This is a genomic window from Mycobacterium montefiorense, from assembly GCF_025823255.1.
Taxonomy (GTDB): domain Bacteria; phylum Actinomycetota; class Actinomycetes; order Mycobacteriales; family Mycobacteriaceae; genus Mycobacterium; species Mycobacterium montefiorense.
The window spans coordinates 496,571-512,729 of sequence record NZ_JACKVL010000017.1 but is presented as its reverse complement, the minus strand read 5'-3'; the positions used below and the strand labels follow the sequence as shown (position 1 = coordinate 512,729).

At 66.4% G+C, this 16,159-nt stretch carries 12 protein-coding genes; 6 read left to right on the top strand and 6 right to left on the bottom strand.

Annotation, left to right across the window (positions count from 1 at the left end; translation table 11 throughout):
• Window positions 1-98: 98 nt before the first annotated feature.
• The gene (locus H7K34_RS22365; protein WP_264064839.1) at window positions 99-1,253 is read left to right on the top strand and encodes an NAD-dependent formate dehydrogenase; all 1,155 of its coding nucleotides are present in this window, start codon (window positions 99-101) and stop codon (window positions 1,251-1,253) included.
• A 10-nt stretch (window positions 1,254-1,263) separates the two neighbouring features.
• On the opposite strand, the gene H7K34_RS22360 is transcribed toward H7K34_RS22365, so the two are convergent.
• Entirely contained in the window at window positions 1,264-2,205 is a 942-nt protein-coding gene (locus tag H7K34_RS22360) for a R2-like ligand-binding oxidase (RefSeq protein WP_264064192.1), read from the bottom strand.
• Window positions 2,206-2,456: 251 nt separating this feature from the next.
• Here H7K34_RS22360 and H7K34_RS22355 point away from each other — a divergent pair, with 251 nt between their 5' ends.
• The 3 genes from H7K34_RS22355 to H7K34_RS22345 all read left to right on the top strand — a co-directional run bounded on the left by H7K34_RS22355 (window position 2,457) and on the right by H7K34_RS22345 (window position 7,544).
• Window positions 2,457-5,768, top strand: coding sequence for a LuxR family transcriptional regulator (locus H7K34_RS22355; protein ID WP_276059909.1), 3,312 nt, complete (start codon window positions 2,457-2,459; stop codon window positions 5,766-5,768).
• Window positions 5,769-5,853: 85 nt separating this feature from the next.
• On the top strand, window positions 5,854-7,071 hold the full coding sequence (locus tag H7K34_RS22350) for a cytochrome P450 (RefSeq protein WP_264064190.1): 1,218 nt from the start codon (window positions 5,854-5,856) through the stop codon (window positions 7,069-7,071).
• Complete coding sequence (locus tag H7K34_RS22345) at window positions 7,068-7,544, top strand: PaaI family thioesterase (RefSeq protein ID WP_264064189.1); 477 nt, start codon at window positions 7,068-7,070, stop codon at window positions 7,542-7,544. The genes H7K34_RS22350 and H7K34_RS22345 overlap by 4 nt, the downstream gene beginning before the upstream one ends.
• Here the strand turns inward: H7K34_RS22345 and H7K34_RS22340 are convergent.
• The 5 genes from H7K34_RS22340 to H7K34_RS22320 form a co-directional block, all read right to left on the bottom strand.
• Window positions 7,537-8,961, bottom strand: coding sequence for a lipase maturation factor family protein (locus H7K34_RS22340; RefSeq protein WP_264064188.1), 1,425 nt, complete (start codon window positions 8,959-8,961; stop codon window positions 7,537-7,539). The two genes, H7K34_RS22345 and H7K34_RS22340, sit on opposite strands and share 8 nt — an antisense overlap.
• Before the next feature lie 85 nt (window positions 8,962-9,046).
• Complete coding sequence (locus H7K34_RS22335) at window positions 9,047-13,255, bottom strand: alpha-(1->3)-arabinofuranosyltransferase (RefSeq protein ID WP_264064838.1); 4,209 nt, start codon at window positions 13,253-13,255, stop codon at window positions 9,047-9,049.
• A 79-nt stretch (window positions 13,256-13,334) separates the two neighbouring features.
• Window positions 13,335-13,508 carry a DUF2613 domain-containing protein gene (locus H7K34_RS22330; RefSeq protein ID WP_007769006.1) on the bottom strand — a complete coding sequence of 58 codons (174 nt, stop codon included), beginning with the start codon at window positions 13,506-13,508 and terminating at the stop codon, window positions 13,335-13,337.
• Window positions 13,509-13,596: 88 nt separating this feature from the next.
• Window positions 13,597-13,803, bottom strand: coding sequence for a DUF2613 family protein (locus tag H7K34_RS22325; RefSeq protein ID WP_108922140.1), 207 nt, complete (start codon window positions 13,801-13,803; stop codon window positions 13,597-13,599).
• Between the two features lie 90 nt (window positions 13,804-13,893).
• On the bottom strand, window positions 13,894-14,154 hold the full coding sequence (locus H7K34_RS22320; RefSeq protein ID WP_264064186.1) for a DUF2613 family protein: 261 nt from the start codon (window positions 14,152-14,154) through the stop codon (window positions 13,894-13,896).
• A 157-nt stretch (window positions 14,155-14,311) separates the two neighbouring features.
• Between H7K34_RS22320 and H7K34_RS22315 the strand changes: the two genes are divergently transcribed.
• A complete protein-coding gene (locus H7K34_RS22315) occupies window positions 14,312-15,466 on the top strand; it encodes a glycoside hydrolase family 3 N-terminal domain-containing protein (protein ID WP_264064185.1) in 1,155 nt (384 codons plus the stop codon).
• Window positions 15,467-15,517: 51 nt separating this feature from the next.
• Window positions 15,518-16,147: a TetR/AcrR family transcriptional regulator gene (locus tag H7K34_RS22310; RefSeq protein WP_108922143.1), complete on the top strand. Its 630-nt coding sequence runs from the start codon at window positions 15,518-15,520 to the stop codon at window positions 16,145-16,147.
• Window positions 16,148-16,159: the final 12 nt, after the last annotated feature.

The window sequence follows — 16,159 nt, the reverse complement described above, 5'->3', positions numbered from 1 at the left end:
ACCTATCGGCCGGTCGGAACCACGTCTTGGACACCTTCGGTGACATCGGCGAAAGCTGGGACACATCAACCACCGAAGTGCTCAGCGAGGAGAAACCGATGGCCAAGTGTGTGATGGTGCTCTACCCGGACCCCGTCAACAAGTACCCGCCCTCGTATGCCCGCGACAGCATCCCGACGATCCGCAGTTACCCCGATGGCAGCACCGTGCCGACTCCGTCGAACGTCGACTTCACCCCCGGTGAGCTACTCGGATGTGTCTCGGGTGCGCTCGGGTTGCGTAAGTTCTTCGAAGACGCAGGTCACGAGTTGGTGGTGACGTCGGACAAGGAAGGGCCGGACTCGGAGTTCGAACGCGAGCTGCCCGACGCCGACATCGTTATCTCCCAGCCATTTTGGCCGGCATACCTGACCAAGGAGCGTATTGCGAAGGCGCCTAAACTCAAGCTGGCACTCACTGCGGGCATCGGGTCGGACCATGTGGATCTGGACGCGGCGAAAGAACGCGACATCACCGTCGCCGAGGTGACCTACAGCAACAGCATCAGTGTCGCCGAGCACGCGGTGATGCAGATCCTGACGCTGGTGCGCAACTTCGTGCCGTCGCATCGGTGGGCGGCCGAAGGCGGCTGGAACATCGCCGACTGTGTCGAGCGTGCCTACGACCTGGAGGGCATGGATGTCGGTGTGATCGCCGCAGGCCGGATCGGGCGCGCGGTGCTGAGCCGGCTGGCGCCGTTCGACGTCAACCTGCATTACACCGACACGCGACGGCTCGCGCCCGAGGTCGAGAAGACCCTCAATGTCACCTACCACGCGGGAGTCGAGTCGCTGGTGCGCTCGGTCGATGTGGTGTCGGTGCACTCGCCGCTGTATGACGCGACGCGTCAGATGTTCAACGAGCGGTTGCTGGGCACGATGCGACGCGGCTCCTACATCGTCAATACCGCCCGCGGCGAAGAAACCGTTCCCGAGGCCATCGCGGCCGCGCTGCGCAGTGGCCAGCTCGCCGGCTATGCCGGCGACGTCTGGTTCCCGCAACCGCCGCCAGTCGACCACCCGTGGCGGACCATGCCGAACAACGCGATGACACCCCATGTTTCGGGGACCACCCTGTCCGCCCAGGCCCGTTACGCCGCCGGCACCAGGGAGATCCTGGAGAGGTGGTTTGCCGACCAGCCGATCCGCCAGGAATACCTGATTGTCGAGGGTGGCAAGCTCGCCGGAACGGGAGCCCTGTCCTACCAGAAGTAAGGCTCAGCGGTTATCCCGTGGCCGCCAGGGCTCTCTCGTCCTCCGCGGCGAAGGTGTCCTCGAGCTGTACCGGCGAGTAGTCGACGTCGATCTCGCCGAGCGGTCGTCCGCGGGCGCTGGAGATGGTGCCGAACCGTCGCATCCCCTTGTCGGAGGCATACTGTCGTGACTCGTCCATGCTCAGGCCGAACGGGATCGGGTCGGTATACATCGAATAGCTTTGCTCGGTGGCTTGCAGCACCAGCGGGATGAGCTCGTTCATCCGCGTTTCGAAGACGTCCCAATTGGCGTCATCGGCGGCGACCTGGCGCCGGCAGGTGAAGGTGCCCCACGCCATGTGTCGCCGCTCGTCGTCGCCGATGCGCCCGACCAACTCCCGCATGCCGGGCAGAATGTTGCGGCCACTACAGATTTTGTGCCAGGAGTGGTAGCCAGTCAGCGCCATCATGCCCTCGACCACGTGGTTGTAGGTCACGGATACCCGGACCTGGGCTGCCGGTGAGGGATCGGTCATCAACGCGCCCAAGCAGTTTGGCAGCTCGTCGTAAAATATCTGCCGGTATGCCGACAGGGGTTCGAGGTAGCCGTGCAGATCGTCGGTCATGCCGACGGCGTCGAGCCACATGCGAAACACCGCGGTGTGCTTGGCTTCTTCGAAAGCGAACTGCGTCAAATACATCTCGTCGCCCAGCCGGCCTTCAGCCCGCATGGCCGCGATGAACGGCTGAATATCTTCAGTCACCGCCTCTTCCCCCGCGATGAACTGAGCGCACAATCGGGTCGCCAGGTCGCGTTCGCCGTCGGTAAGCTGCTCCCAGTCCGCGCGGTCACGGGAAAAGTCGATGTCGGCAGGATCCCAGAACTTGGCATTTCCCCCGGCAAATAGCCGCAGCGGCAAGCTATCCCAATTGAGTCCGCCTGCACTCAGCGATCCGGCACCTGTGTTTTGCATCTGAAAGACCTCCTCGATTGGCGGGACGTGACCGCAATGATTCGATGGTGACGTTAACTCGGGAATGTGGCCCAACGCATGGACAGAATGCGCACGAGTTGGTCCGCAAAACGCAAGCGCGACGTCGTCCCTGGTGTCAAGGTCGCGGGGGCCAGACCTTGTCCTACTACATCTAGGTCCTAGCCCCGGGCCTGGGAATATAGGCGATTTGGCTGATGTTCCCTTTGCGACTGGCGATGAGCATGTCGAGTATGAGAGGTGCCGATGGGCGAGTGTGCGACTCGCTATCAGAATGCTTCAATCTTGAGGTGGGGGAGTTGGTCCCGACCGGAACAGTAACGCTGCTGCTGGCAGACGTGGAGGCGTCGACCCGGCTGTGGGATTTGACCCGAGGCGAAATGGCAGCTGCGATAGGCGCCCTCGACCGAGCACTGTCCGAAGCGGTTGCGGCGCATCGTGGTGTTCGCCCGGTCGAACAGGGCGAGGGCGACAGCTTCGTGGTGGCGTTCGCCAGGGCCAGTGACGCTGTCGCGTGTGCGTTAACACTGCAGATTGCGCCACTGGCGCCTATCCGGCTGCGCATCGGCGTTCATACCGGCGAGGCGCAACTGCGCGGTGACGCCAACTACGTCGGACCCACCATCAACCGGGCGGCACGCGTGCGTGATCTGGCGCATGGCGGTCAGACTGTGCTCTCCGGCACCACGGCAGACCTGGTTGTCGACCATCTTCCCGCTGATGCGTGGCTGACCGATCTCGGCAGACACCATTTGCGCGATCTGCCTCGGCCCGAACGGGTGGTGCAACTGTGCCATCCCGACCTGCCCAACGAGTTCCCGCCGCTGCGCACAACGAATGCCGATGTGGTCCATGGTCTTCCAGTGCAGCAGACAAGTTTTGTGGGACGTTCCCAGGAACTCAGCGATGTCCGGCAGCTGCTGGCGAGCAGCCGGATCATCACGCTTACCGGAGCTGGAGGGATCGGTAAAACACGTCTGGCGCAAAAGCTTTCGGCTGAGCTGGCGGCTGAGTTCTGTGACGGGGTGTGGTATGTCGATTTCGCTCCTATCAGCGCCGCCGACATTGTCGCCGCGACCGTAGTCCGGGTGCTTGGTCTAGCCGACCAGCCCGGCCGCGCCGGGATTGACCACCTAGCTGGTTCGGTGGGCAGTCGGCACATGTTGATCGTGCTGGACAATTGTGAACATCTGCTCGATGCGTGTGCGGCGCTCGTCGACGCCCTGCTGCCCGCCTGTCCCAGACTGACATTGCTTGCCACCAGTCGTGAACCCCTCGGCGTCACCGGTGAGGTCATCTCCCGGGTGCCGTCGCTGCAGATCGCTGACGAGGCCCAAGAGTTGTGCGCCGACCGTGCGGCGCTGGCCAGACCGGACTTTCGCATCAATGACGACAACGTCGCGGACGTGGTTGAGATCTGCCGGCGCCTCGATGGAATTGCCTTGGCGATCGAGCTGGCCGCGGCCCGGGTGCGAGCGATGTCGCTGGCCGAAATCCTCGACGGTCTGCATGACCGCTTCCGTCTCTTGACGGGCGGGGCACGCACCGCCGTGCGGCGCCAGCAGACCTTGCGCGCCTCTGTGGATTGGTCGCACGCACTGCTGACCCAGCCGGAGCAAGTGCTGTTTCGGCGGCTGGCAGTGTTCATGGGCGGATTCAATCTCGATGCCGCCCAACTGGTCGCGGGCGCCGGCGAACTCGAGCGTCATCAGGTTCTGGATCAGCTGAGCCTGTTGGTGGACAAGTCGCTGGTGGTCGCCGAGGATCATCGGCGCCGTACCCGATACCGACTGCTGGAGACGGTGCGGCAGTACGCCCAGGAAAGGCTAGCCGACTCGGGCGAAGCCGATTCCATTGGCTCGCGTCACCGCGATTACTACAGCTCGCTTGCGGCCGAGTTCGATATCGCAGCGCCCACTGAACTTGAGAGGAACGCCGACCAAGCCGAGCTCGAAATCGACAATATGCGAGCAGCTTTCGGCTGGACCCTCGATCACCACGACCCGGAGGCCGCGCTGGCCCTTGCGTCGTTTTTGCAGCCGCTCTGGCGTCGGCGAGGCCGGATTCAGGAGGGGCTCACCTGGATCGATGTCGCGCTGGCCGGTGCCGAATCGCAAGGCATCGATATCGCCCCCGCCACCCGGATCCGCGCGCTCACCGATCGGATCATGCTCACCGTGTCGGTGGTGGATCCCGGGAGCAAAGATGTGCCCGCGGAGGCGCTCGCGCTCGCCCGTGAGATGGGTGAGCCGGCCTTACTACTGAAGGCACTGACCGCATGGTGCTGTGTCTCGGCCTACAGCGGGCAGGCTGCCACGGAGTCCTTCACCGAGGCTGTCGACCTCGCCCGGTCGCTGGGAGACCTGCCGTCCTTGAGTCAGATCTTGCCATTCCGTGCTTTTGCGGCCCTCTTCGCGGGTGACGCTGGTGCAGAGCGGGCGGCCGCGCAGGAGGGCCTCGAGATCGCCGAGGCGATCGGTGACGAGTTCCTTGCGCGTCACTGTCGCTGGAACCTCGGAATGGCACTGCTGCATGCCGGTGATCTTGACGGTGCCGCTTGGCAATTCGGTGAAGTGATCGCCGGCGCCGACGCGTGCCAGGATCCGGTTTTCGGCTTCGCCGGGCGATATGGCCGCAGTATGGCGTTGGCATTTCGAGGCGAAAGTGCCGCGGCCCGTGATACCGCCGCAGCCGTCGTCGAGCTAGCAACCGAACTCGGTGGCTTTATGGAAGGCTTCAGCAATGCCGCGCTGGCGGTGGCCGCCCTCGCCGCCGGCGATCTCACAGTGGCGATCGAAGCCAATGATATTGCGCGACAGCAGCTCAGCCAACGACAGGAATTTCTGTCGCTATACGCCAACCCCAGCGCGGAGGTGGCGCTTGCTCATGGTGATTTGGCGGCGGCCCGCCGCCACGCCGACGAAGCTGTTCGCGCGACCAGCGGTTGGAATGCCGCCATGGCGCTGACCGTCCGAGCCCGCATCGCGGCCGCCCAAGGCGACTTTGTCCGGGCCGAGCATGACGCCCACGATGCACTGGCCTGCGTGTCCGGGACCGACGCGGAGTTGGGTGTCGCAGGCACCTTGGAGTGCCTTGGCGCCGTGCTGGGTGAAAACGGCAGCGGTCGGGAAGCTACCCGACTGCTGGGCTCGGCTGCCGCGCTAAGAGACCGGACCGGTGAAGTGCGCTTCACGGTGTACGAGTCCTCCTATCAAGCATCGGTAGCGGTGCTGCGTGACATGTTGGGAGACAACGATTTTACGGACGCTTGGGCCGAAGGTGCGGCGCTGACCACCGTGGAAGCGATCGCGTATGCACAACGAGGTCGTGGTGGACGAAAGCGTCCGTCCAGCGGCTGGGCCGCCGTGACGCCCACGGAGCGAGAAGTTGTGAAACTTGTCAGCGACGGACTAGCCAATAAGGACATCGCGAAGAAGCTGTTCATCTCGCCCCGCACCGTACAAGTCCACCTCAACCATGTGTACCGGAAGCTGGGGCTGTCTTCGCGTGTGCAACTCGCCAAAGAAGCCGCACGACAACTCTAATCACGCAAAGCCAGCGCAAGCCCGGCCATCGCTTTGGCCTGTGTGTTCGGTGTATCCGCATCGGTAAAGAATGGAAATTGAGGCCATGGACATGCTGCCAACCGTAGATCTGACCGGAAGTCTGGCCGGCGACTTGCATGGTGTGCTGCGAGAGGCCGCGCGCCGCGGCCCGCTGGCCAGAGACGAGATGACGGGGGCTTACGTCGCGCTGCGACAGCGCGACGTCGAACGGCTGGTGCACGATCAGCGGCTGAACGGGATCGGATTGACACTGTTCGACATGATGGGTATTACCACCGGCCCATTGCGTGATTGGTACGGTCGGTTGATGTTCACCACTGAGGGCGATTATCACCGGCGAATGCGAGCGCTTGTCTCGCGTGCCTTCACGCCGCGTGCTGTTGCCGCGCTGCAGAAATCCGCCACCGGGATGGCGGTTGCTGCGATCACGTCGGCCGGGCAGCGCGGGGATCTGGCTCCCGCCGGCGCGACAGTGGCCGCGCGGTTGACTTGCCGTCTTCTCGGAGTTCCGGATAGCGATGTTGCGGTGTTCGCGCAATGGGCTGATGCCTTGAGCCCCGTCTTCTACGTAATGACCCCGGATCAAATCGACAATGCAACGCGCGCCGTCACGGAATTGCAGAGCTACGTTGACGACCTCACCCGGCGACGCAGTGCCGACCCCGGATCGGACCTGATCACCAGCCTGCTCGCCGTCGAGGCCGGCGAAGACCGCCTAACCCACGACGAGACCGTCACTATGATCTCCAACCTCCTTGTCGCAGGCCACGATACGACCGGAAGTCAAATTCCCTGCAGTATTCTCACTGTCCTGCGGCACCGCGACCACCTGGATGGAAGTCGACAGGATAGGGCCTACCTTTCTCGAGTCGCCGCCGAGACGATGCGGCTGGAACCCAGCGTCCCACTGATCCCTCGAACCGCCATCGCACCGATCGAGCTGTACGACACGACGATTCCCGCCGGCTCAATGGTGTTTCCCTGTATCGCCGCGGCTTGCCGTGACGGGTTGGTGTGGCAGGATCCCGATCGGTTTGATCCCGATCGGTTCATCCGCGAAGACTCGCCGAGACTGCTGAATTTTGGTGCAGGAAACCACTATTGCGTGGGGACCGCGCTGGCCAAGCTGGCCGTGGAAGAGTGCATAGGCGCGGTACTGGCCGAAGTTCCACCGCTGGATCTGACCGAGGATCCGGCTGATATACCGTGGCTGCAGGTTCTCGGCCGCAGGCCGGCGCGACTGGTGGTGAGTTCCGGCCGGCAGCCCAACGGGAAGGAGTGAGCACCGTGGATATCAGCGGCTATCTCGGCCTGTTCGGCGAACCCGGCGCGGCGCTCACCGATGCGCAGTGGGTCGCGCACGCGAACAAGCACCTGACACCGAACCTCGCGACACTGAGTGCGAAGTATCTCGAGGGGAACCGCCGGGAGCGGTGGCTACGCATGTCCTATGAACCTGGCTCCGGCGCTTTCAATTTCGCACAGCTCAGTGGTGGATCCATGGCCGAGATGCTGGATCAGACTGCCACGCATTGTGGATCGTTGGTGACGGGTTGGCCCTGCCCGACACTGAGCATGACGGTGACGATCCTGCGGGCCGGAACCGCGAAAAGCTATGTGGCGACGGGGCGGGTTCTCAAGTTGACGAAGACGAACGCGGTGCTGGGTGCGGACCTCGACGATGACACGGGCCGCCGAATCGCAACGGTCACGGTGGTGTCCCAGCTGATTACGGATGTCAGCAGGCTCACCTGAGTGTCATCGGCGAAACATACTGGCCCACCAGCGCGCGATGCCACCACACCCGGTCGCGTCGCAATTCCGCCGGCGTGGTGAAGCGGTACTCGTACAGCTGCGCACGCACATAGCGTGGCGGCGAGACCGGGAATGGGTTGTGCCGCAACAACCGCAGCGTGGCCCGGTCGCTAGCCAGCAGCCGCTGCAAGAACGAGTTCAGCCATGGCTGGGCATAGCCCGGCGAGATCGCGGCGAACCACATCAGCCAGTCCAGCCGCAGATGGTAGGGGGCCCATTGGCGTGGCAACCGGCGCAGCATGCCGGGTTTGCCCTTGAATTCGTATTCCTTCCATACCGTCTGCGCGGTAATCCGGCGTTCGTCGGTGCCCTCGATCACCACCTCCCGGCGGGTACGCCCGACGCTGCCGAATGCACCGTAGCTATTGACTAGGTGAAATGAGTTGAACGACGTGTTCATTCGCTGATGTGAGGACAGCATGTTGCGCACCGGCCAGTACGTCAGGAATAGCACCCCGCCGGCGACCGCGACCACCAGGCCGACAAACCACAGCGGCGGCGCCGACAGGGCTGAATGCCCGGGTATCGGTAGCAGCAGCCCCGCGGCGTCGTCGTCGATAGCGCTGAACGCCAGAACGATCGTCAGCCAATTGAGCCAGGCGAAGTTTCCCGACAGCACCAGCCACAGCTGGGTGGCCACGATGATCGCCGCGGCCACGCTAGCCACCGGCTGGGGTGCGAACAACCCGAATGGCACCACAAGTTGCGCGAAATGGTTGCCTGCCACCTCAATTCGATGCAGTGGTTTGGGCAGGTGATGGAAGAACCAGCTCAGCGGCCCCGGCATCGGCTGGGTCTCATGGTGGTAGTACAGGCAGGTCAGGTCGCGCCAGCACGGGTCGCCACGCATCTTGATAAGGCCGGCGCCGAACTCGACCCGCAACAGCAGCAGTCGCGTCATCCACAATGTCAGCAGCGGGGGCGCCGCCCGATCGTTGCCGAGGAAGATCATCAGGAATCCAGTTTCCAGCAGCAAGGATTCCCAGCCGAACGAATACCACGCCTGCCCAACATTGACGATCGAAAGGTATAGCACCCAGATCGTCAGCCACATCGGCATTGCGGCCCACAGTGGTACCAGATCGGCTGCGCCGACGACGACCGCCGCCGACAACGCCGCGCCGAACCAGGACACAACCGCGAACAGCCGATCGGAGTAGCGCAGGTGAAAAATGCTCGGCGCCCGCCACACTGTCTGCCGCGCCAAAAATCGTGGCACCGGTAGGATTCCGTGCTCACCGATGAGTGCGCGGAACTGCAGAGCGGCGGCCACGAACGCGATCAGGTAGATGGCGGCCACGCCGCGCTCGAGCACGAATCTGCCCAACCAGTAGTCGGGCGCAGAAAACCATCCCATGGCCATAACTCCTCGGACGGTGGCGGTCACACCATTGCGCGTATCCAGTCAACCAGCCGATAAACGGCTAGCCAACGCCGAATAGCTATTCGTCGTGCGCCGCGGGCCCGCGATCGGGCATCACGACCACCGATGCGGCCACCGCGGCAAGCGAAATCAGTGCCAGCAGTTGCACATTCGCGGAATGCCCGGCGTAACCGTCGACGGACCGCCAGGGATGCCGCGATAGCGCCGCTCCGGCCAGGATCAGTCCGCCTGCGCTGGTTGCGATGGTGGCACGGTCGCACAACTGCTCGCGATGACGCAGTGCGTATCGCATGCCGAGGGCGCCGCCGATCAGCACGACACCGGCCACCCCGGCGATCACCGCCCCGGCGGCCAGCACCGGGACGGCCGCCCAGGGCCCGGGCGTCCACGGCGGCGCGGCAGCGTCGTCGCAACGCCCGCGCCGACGCCATAACGCGAGCATCGCCAACAGCGGTAGCAGGGCCAAGCCCACCACCAGGCCAACCCGGTACAGCGAATTGGACGCGAACCGCAGCGTGATCGTCCCCGGATCTCCCGCGGGCACCAGCCAGCCCTGCTGCCACCCGTTGACGGCCACCGGTGTCAGCCGGGCCCCGGTGCTGGTGCGCGCCACCCAGCCCGGGTTGATGCTTTCGGGAATGACGAGTACCCGGGGGGCGGCCGAGGCCGGGGCCCGCACCTCGCGACGGTCGGGACCCCATCCGCCGGTCACGGCGGGAACCGGCGAAATGCCTGTGGCACTGGGTAACTCGGGGGAGTTCGCGGTTGACAGCTGTGCTCCGTCCACGACGAACTGGGTGCCGGGGCTGATCAACAGTTCCTGTTGCCCCCTCGGCAGCGCGACCGGCGTGCGATCGCATGCGCTGACGGGAACGGGCTCGCCGGCCAGCAGCGCGCCCGCCGTGGTCCGGATTGAGGTGTGCACGAACCGTCCCGCGACCGCGATGACTGGTCCGTGGTCGCAATCGACGACGATCTCGCGCCCGCGGTTGCGGGCGGCGTCGGCGGGGGCGATCGGGTTGCCGTCGGTGCCCAGTGCCGCGACTTCGGCCAGCCCCGGCGCCTTGAGCTGGTCGAAGCCCAACGCGTTGCGGTCGATGATGTCTTGCCAGTCCAGCAAGCTGATGGTGACGGTGTCGGTCACTCGGGGCCGCAGCGACAGGGTTTGTGGCTGTGCGGCTCCCGCGTCGCTTGGCTTGACCTTTCGTACCTGCGGTCCGTCGCCGAGGTTGACGGCCACCATCGTCGGCTGGGCGGGCAACACCGAGCGGCTCGGCATCAGGCGCAGGCCGGCGACCTCGGTGGGCCGCGGCAGCACCAGCGTCAGCGTTGGCGCGGTCTTGTGTTGCACCACCCGCTGCGGCGCCGTCCAGGCGGTCGCCGGGTCGCCGTCGGTGGCGGCGTAGGCCGAGCCAAGGATATCAACCGTGTCGGAATCACCCTGGGCCCGAGTGGTATTCGGCTCGGCGACCAGATCGGCCAGCTGGGGTCCCTGCCGTGGCCGCACCCACACCCGCGGGGTCACCGACACCGGCGCCGCAACGGTCAGGGTGCGGCTGAAGTTCACCGGTTCCTCGGGAGCCAACGCCATCGCCGGCGCGCAGTGCATGCCGTCGGTCGCCGTGGCGCACCCGGGCCGGCCCAGCAATTCCGAGCCCAGGTCCCAGCCCGCGATCGCCGAGCCCGGCGGCGGCCCGGGCACTCGCACGGTGTGGCGTAGGTCGACCGGGTGCGCGAAGCCGGAGGCGTCGTACTGGGTGATCGACAGGTCGGTGATGCCGAACTGCACCCCGCTGGATCCGTCGTCGGTGCCGGCGGCGGTGATGCGCACCCACGGCGTTTCTCCGTAGGGCAGTGCCGCGGTCAACGGCTTACCGGGCTGATCGAACCGCAGCGTGGTGCTGCCGGTGGCGGTATCGATGGCGACGCGGCGGACCTGGGAACCGACGGCGGTCGCGCTGGGTGTCAGGGTGATCGTCGCGTTGGTCACCGGGTGATCGAAATTGACCTGCAGCCATTGCCCGACGGCGGCCTGCAGGGCGTTGGTCACCCACGCCGTTGCCGGGTCGCCGTCGATGGCGGCGGCGGGCGAGGTCGCTGGAGCGACGTCGGGCATGGCGGTGGAATCCGACGACGAACTCGACACGGTGATCCGCCCGCCGTTCCAGGCGCCGTACACCGGGTCGGCACCGGGCACCGGGTAGTCGGGCACTCGGTTGAACGTGTGCCTGGTGTCGCCGTCGGCCCGGATCGCCGACGAATGCTCGTCGACCCGGCCGTAGTCGGTCTCCCGGGCTACCGGGGTGTCGGTCACGGTCACGACGGCTGCCGGCAGGCCGGCAGCTCGGGCGTCGGCGGTCATCAGCACCGGGCCCAGTGGCGGCTGGCCCAGTAGCCGGCGCCGCTCGTCGAGACGCAGCAGCACTTCGGGCCCGCCGTCGACGCGTGCCAACGGCTCGACGTCGGCGAAGTAGGGCGCGCCGGGATTGCCACCACCGGGGGAGCCCACCCGGTAGATTTCGACGGCCGGATAGCGCGGGCGCAGCCCGCTGTCGGAGACGAACCCCGGCAACGCGCCGGGCCCCGCCGGATCGCCGAACTGCGCCGCCTTCTCCAGTCGCGGTGACCCTTCGATCGCGCGGTGTACCAGGATCGGGCGCGCCGAACGCGACGACTCGGGATCCAGGTCGTTGCGCACCACCACATACGAAATGCCTTGGCGGGCAAGGGTATCAGCCAGACCGGCCGAAGGAATGCCGGCGGCGAACAGGCGCTGCACGGAATCCAGCGCCCGGATGGTCTGAGGTGGGGTCAACGGGATGGAGTCGCGCACGCCCCACGGGCTGCTGCCGAGCACTTGGAGCGGCTCGTCGTGGGTGGTCCCCCACATCTGCGTCGCGAACGGAGCTCCGGGAGCCACCAGCACTCGTCCCGGGGTGGGCGTCCCGGTGTTGTGCGCGCCCAGCCAGTCGGCGGCGTCGTGCCAGTATCGGGGGATCGCGCTGAACGTGCCCGGCGGGGTGAGTCGGGCGCTCCACGCCAGCGAGGTGCTGACGGTCAGCGCGGTCAGCAGCACCACCGTCGCGGCGACCCGCTTGTCGCGCTCGGGGTGGGCGAATGCGTGCAGCCACTGCGCCCTGGGCACGCTGCCCGGTAGCGGGACCCGGCCCAGCAGCTGCGCGATCCCCAGCACGATTGGAATCCGGATGACCGACTCCAGCTTGTGCACGTTGCGCAGCGGTGCGCCCGCGGCGTCCATGAACAGCTGCACCTGATGCGCCAGCGGCGAGCCCAGCCCGCCGCTGGCGCCGGCCGCCATCAACACCACGCCGGTCAGCAGCATCGTCACCAGCCGTCCGCGGGCCGGCATACCGCGGCTGGCCAGCCCGGCCAGCCCGGCCGCGGCGACCAGACAGGTCGCCAGGATGGCCGCCGATCCGGTCACCAGCGGCGCCCCCGCGGTCGCGGTCGGAGCCACGAACGGAGTCCAGCTGTCGGTGCCGCGCAGCATCTCGACCAGCGATGCCCACTGTGTTGTCACACCCGAGGATTCGATGAAGTCCAGGAATGGCGGACTGACGTTGCGCAGCAGCACCAGCGCCACGACCCACCACAGCATCGCCAGCACGAGGCTGAGCAGCCACCACGCGGTGTAGCGCCGCCACAACCGATTCGGCCGATGACATGCCCACCAGATCACCGCCGGCAGGCAACCCGCCAGCGTGGCAATGGCGTTGACCGCGCCCATCAGCGCGACCGCCAGCCCGGCCTGGCCGGCCAGTGCGCGCACCGATCTGTCGGTCGTGCCACGCAAAGCCAGGATCGTCGGCAGCAGCACCCACGGCGCCAGCATGATCGGCAAGGTCTCCGACGAGATCGATCCGAGCGTGGTCAGCACCCGCGGTGACAGTGCGAACGCAGTCGCGGCGAGCAGTCGCGACGACGGGCTGCCGATCCCCAGCGTCTCGGCGATCCGCAGCAATCCCCAGAAGCCGACCGTGACCAGCAACGCCCACCACAGCCGCTGCGTGACCCAGCCGGGCATACCGAGCAGGTGGCCGATCAAGAAGAAGGTGCCGTGCGGAAACAGGTAGCCGTAGGCCTGGTTCTGCGTCTGGCCGAACGGCAGCTCGCTGTTCCACAGGCTGGTCGCGCGGGCCAGGAAGCGCAACGGGTTGGCGGTGAGGTCGAGCTTGGTGTCGGGGGAGACCTGCCCCGGGGATTGCGCGAACGTCAGCGCCAGGGCGATCGCGCCAACCAAGACCAGCCAGCGCCGAGAGAGTGGATCAGCCGAGCAGCCCGAGGCCGAATCCGCAGGCGCTGCCGACGGAGTCGTCGCCGCCGAGCTAGCTACGGTTGCCGTATTCGACCCGGTTGAGCACTGACGACTGAGGATCGCCCCCGGGAAGTGGCGGCTTCGTGTCCTGTTGCACCATCAGGGTGATTCCGAAGATCGCGGCCGCGCCCAGCAACAAACCAACCACCACGCTCGCGGCGGCGGGCGCAACGATCCGGTTCATCGGTGACTCCTTGGGGTTTCGCGGTCGTCACTGAGGACAACCCAGGGCCAACTTAGCAGAACGATTCCCAGCTGCCGGTGACCGTGAGTCATGGCCACGGGATGCAGTGACCGCGCCAACACCGGTCGCCGTACTGCACCGGGTACGGCACGGAAAGGCTCCGCGCGGCCGGCTGGGTCTGCACTGGCGCGCGGCTGTGGTCTTCGACGGTGAGTGTGACGCCGACGGTCGCCGCGGCACCGATCGCCAGCCCCGCCGCGACGCCGGCGATGGCAGCCAGCGCGAACCCTGTCATCGCCGGCTCCTCCCTTGCCAGTCAATTGGGTCTACGGCCAACCTAACCGGATCGGCGGCGCGCCGCCGCCGGGCGTTTGTGTGGGTCGAGTCAGGGCTGCAGGTCCGGCGGCAGGTCCGGCACTGGCGGCAACTGGTTCAAGCAGTCGTCGGGACTATCGCACGGTAGGCAATAGCCGCCGATGCACCGGTCGCCGTACTGCACCAGGTAGGGCGAGGACGGGCTGGACGGGGCCCGGGCCGGGACCACGGTGTGGGCTTCGGCGGCGAGCGTGACGCCGACGGTCGCGACCGCACCGATGGCCAGACCCGCCGCGATCCCCGCCGCGGCGGCCAGAGTGAAGGCAGTCATCGCTGGCTCCTCCCTTGCCCGAGGTACTGGGCGTACGGATAAGTTAACCGCCTGCGCGATGGCCGTGCGTGGTTAATCGTCGTTCGCCTCTAATTTGCTGGGCGGATCGCCCGGTGCGGCCGCGCCGAGGTGACCGCCCTCGTGACACCATGTCCCGATGCCTTTTCCGCGCACCCTGGCCGTGCTGGCCGCCGCCACGGCGCTCGTCGTGGCGTGTGGCCACGACGCCGCCCGGCCCCCCGCGTCGACCTCGACCAGCAAGGCGGTTGCCGCACCTGCGGCGCCGCCGGTTTGCGCCGACCCGACAACCCTGCCGGCCAAGTTGTCGACCCGCGACAAGCTGGCCCAGCTGCTGATGGTGGGTGTGAAAAACGCCGACGACGCCCGCGCAGTGGTCAACGGCATCCACGTCGGTGGCATCTTTATCGGCAGCTGGACGGACCTGGAGATCTTCAAGGGCCCGCTTGCCGACATCGCGGGCAATGCTGGGCCATTGCCGCTCGCGGTCAGCGTCGACGAAGAGGGCGGCCGGGTTTCCCGGTTGAAGTCGCTGATCGGCACCTCACCTTCGCCCCGGGAACTGGCCAAGAGTCAGACCGTCGAGCAGGTGCACGACCTCGCGGCGCAGCGCGGCAAGAAGATGCGCGATCTGGGCATCACCGTCGACTTCGCGCCGGTGGTTGACGTCTCCGACGAGCCCGATGACAGCGTGATCGGCGACCGCTCGTTCGGCAACGACCCTGCCACGGTGACCGCGTACGCCGGGGCCTATGCACAGGGTTTGCGGGAGGCCGGGGTGCTGCCGGTGCTCAAGCATTTCCCGGGCCACGGGCACGGGTCCGGTGATTCGCACAAAGGCGGGGTCGTCACGCCGCCCTTGAGCGAGTTGCAGAACGTCGACCTGGTGCCGTACCGGACGCTGGTCACCGCGACCCCGGTCGCCGTCATGGTGGGTCACCTGCAGGTCCCCGGGCTGACCGGTGACGACCCGGCCAGCTTGAGCCGCCCGGCGGTGCAGTTGCTGCGCGACGGCATCGGCTACGGGGCCCCGCCGTTCAACGGCCCGGTGTTCAGCGACGACCTGTCCAGCATGGCGGCGATCTCCGATCGGTTCGGCGTGGCCGAAGCGGCGCTGCGGGCCTTGCAGGCGGGTAGCGACGTCGCGCTGTGGGTCACCACCGATGAGGTTCCCGCGGTGCTGGATCGGCTCGAAAAGGCCTTAGCCGCAGGTGAATTGGCGCTAACGGCGGTGGATCAATCGTTGGTGCGGGTGGCGACGATGAAGGGCCCCAGCAGGGCTTGCGGACACTAATCGGCCCGTCGATCGTTACCCTGGAGTCAGATGGCTTGAAAGGGCGCGGCGATGGCAGGTGGTACCAAGCGGCTACCGCGCGCTGTCCGCGAACAGCAGATGCTCGACGCCGCGGTGCAGATGTTCTCGGTCAACGGCTACCACGAGACCTCGATGGACACCATCGCCGCCGCGGCGGAGATCTCCAAGCCGATGCTGTACCTGTACTACGGCTCCAAAGAGGACTTGTTCGGCGCCTGCCTGAACCGTGAGCTGAGCAGGTTCATCGACGCGGTGCGCGCCGACATCGACTTCACCCAAAGCCCCCGGGACCTGCTGCAGAACACCATCGGGGCATTCCTGCGCTACATCGACGCCAACCGGGCGTCCTGGATCGTGATGTACGCCCAGGCGATCAGCTCGCAGGCCTTCGCCCACACCGTGCGGGAAGGACGTGAACAGATCATCGAGCTGGTTGCCGGCCTGGTGCGGGAGAACAGTCGCAGACCGCGCACCGACGCCGAGCACCAGATGATGGCGGTGGCGTTGGTGGGTGCCGGTGAGGCGATGGCCAATCAGCTGTCCACCGGAGACATCGACGTCGACGAGGCGGCCGAGCTGATGATCGATCTGTTCTGGCACGGTCTGCGCGGCGTGCCCGTGGAACAAGACGCCGGCCCCGCCCAGCGGCCCGCGTCCTAGGCGCCCCAGCCT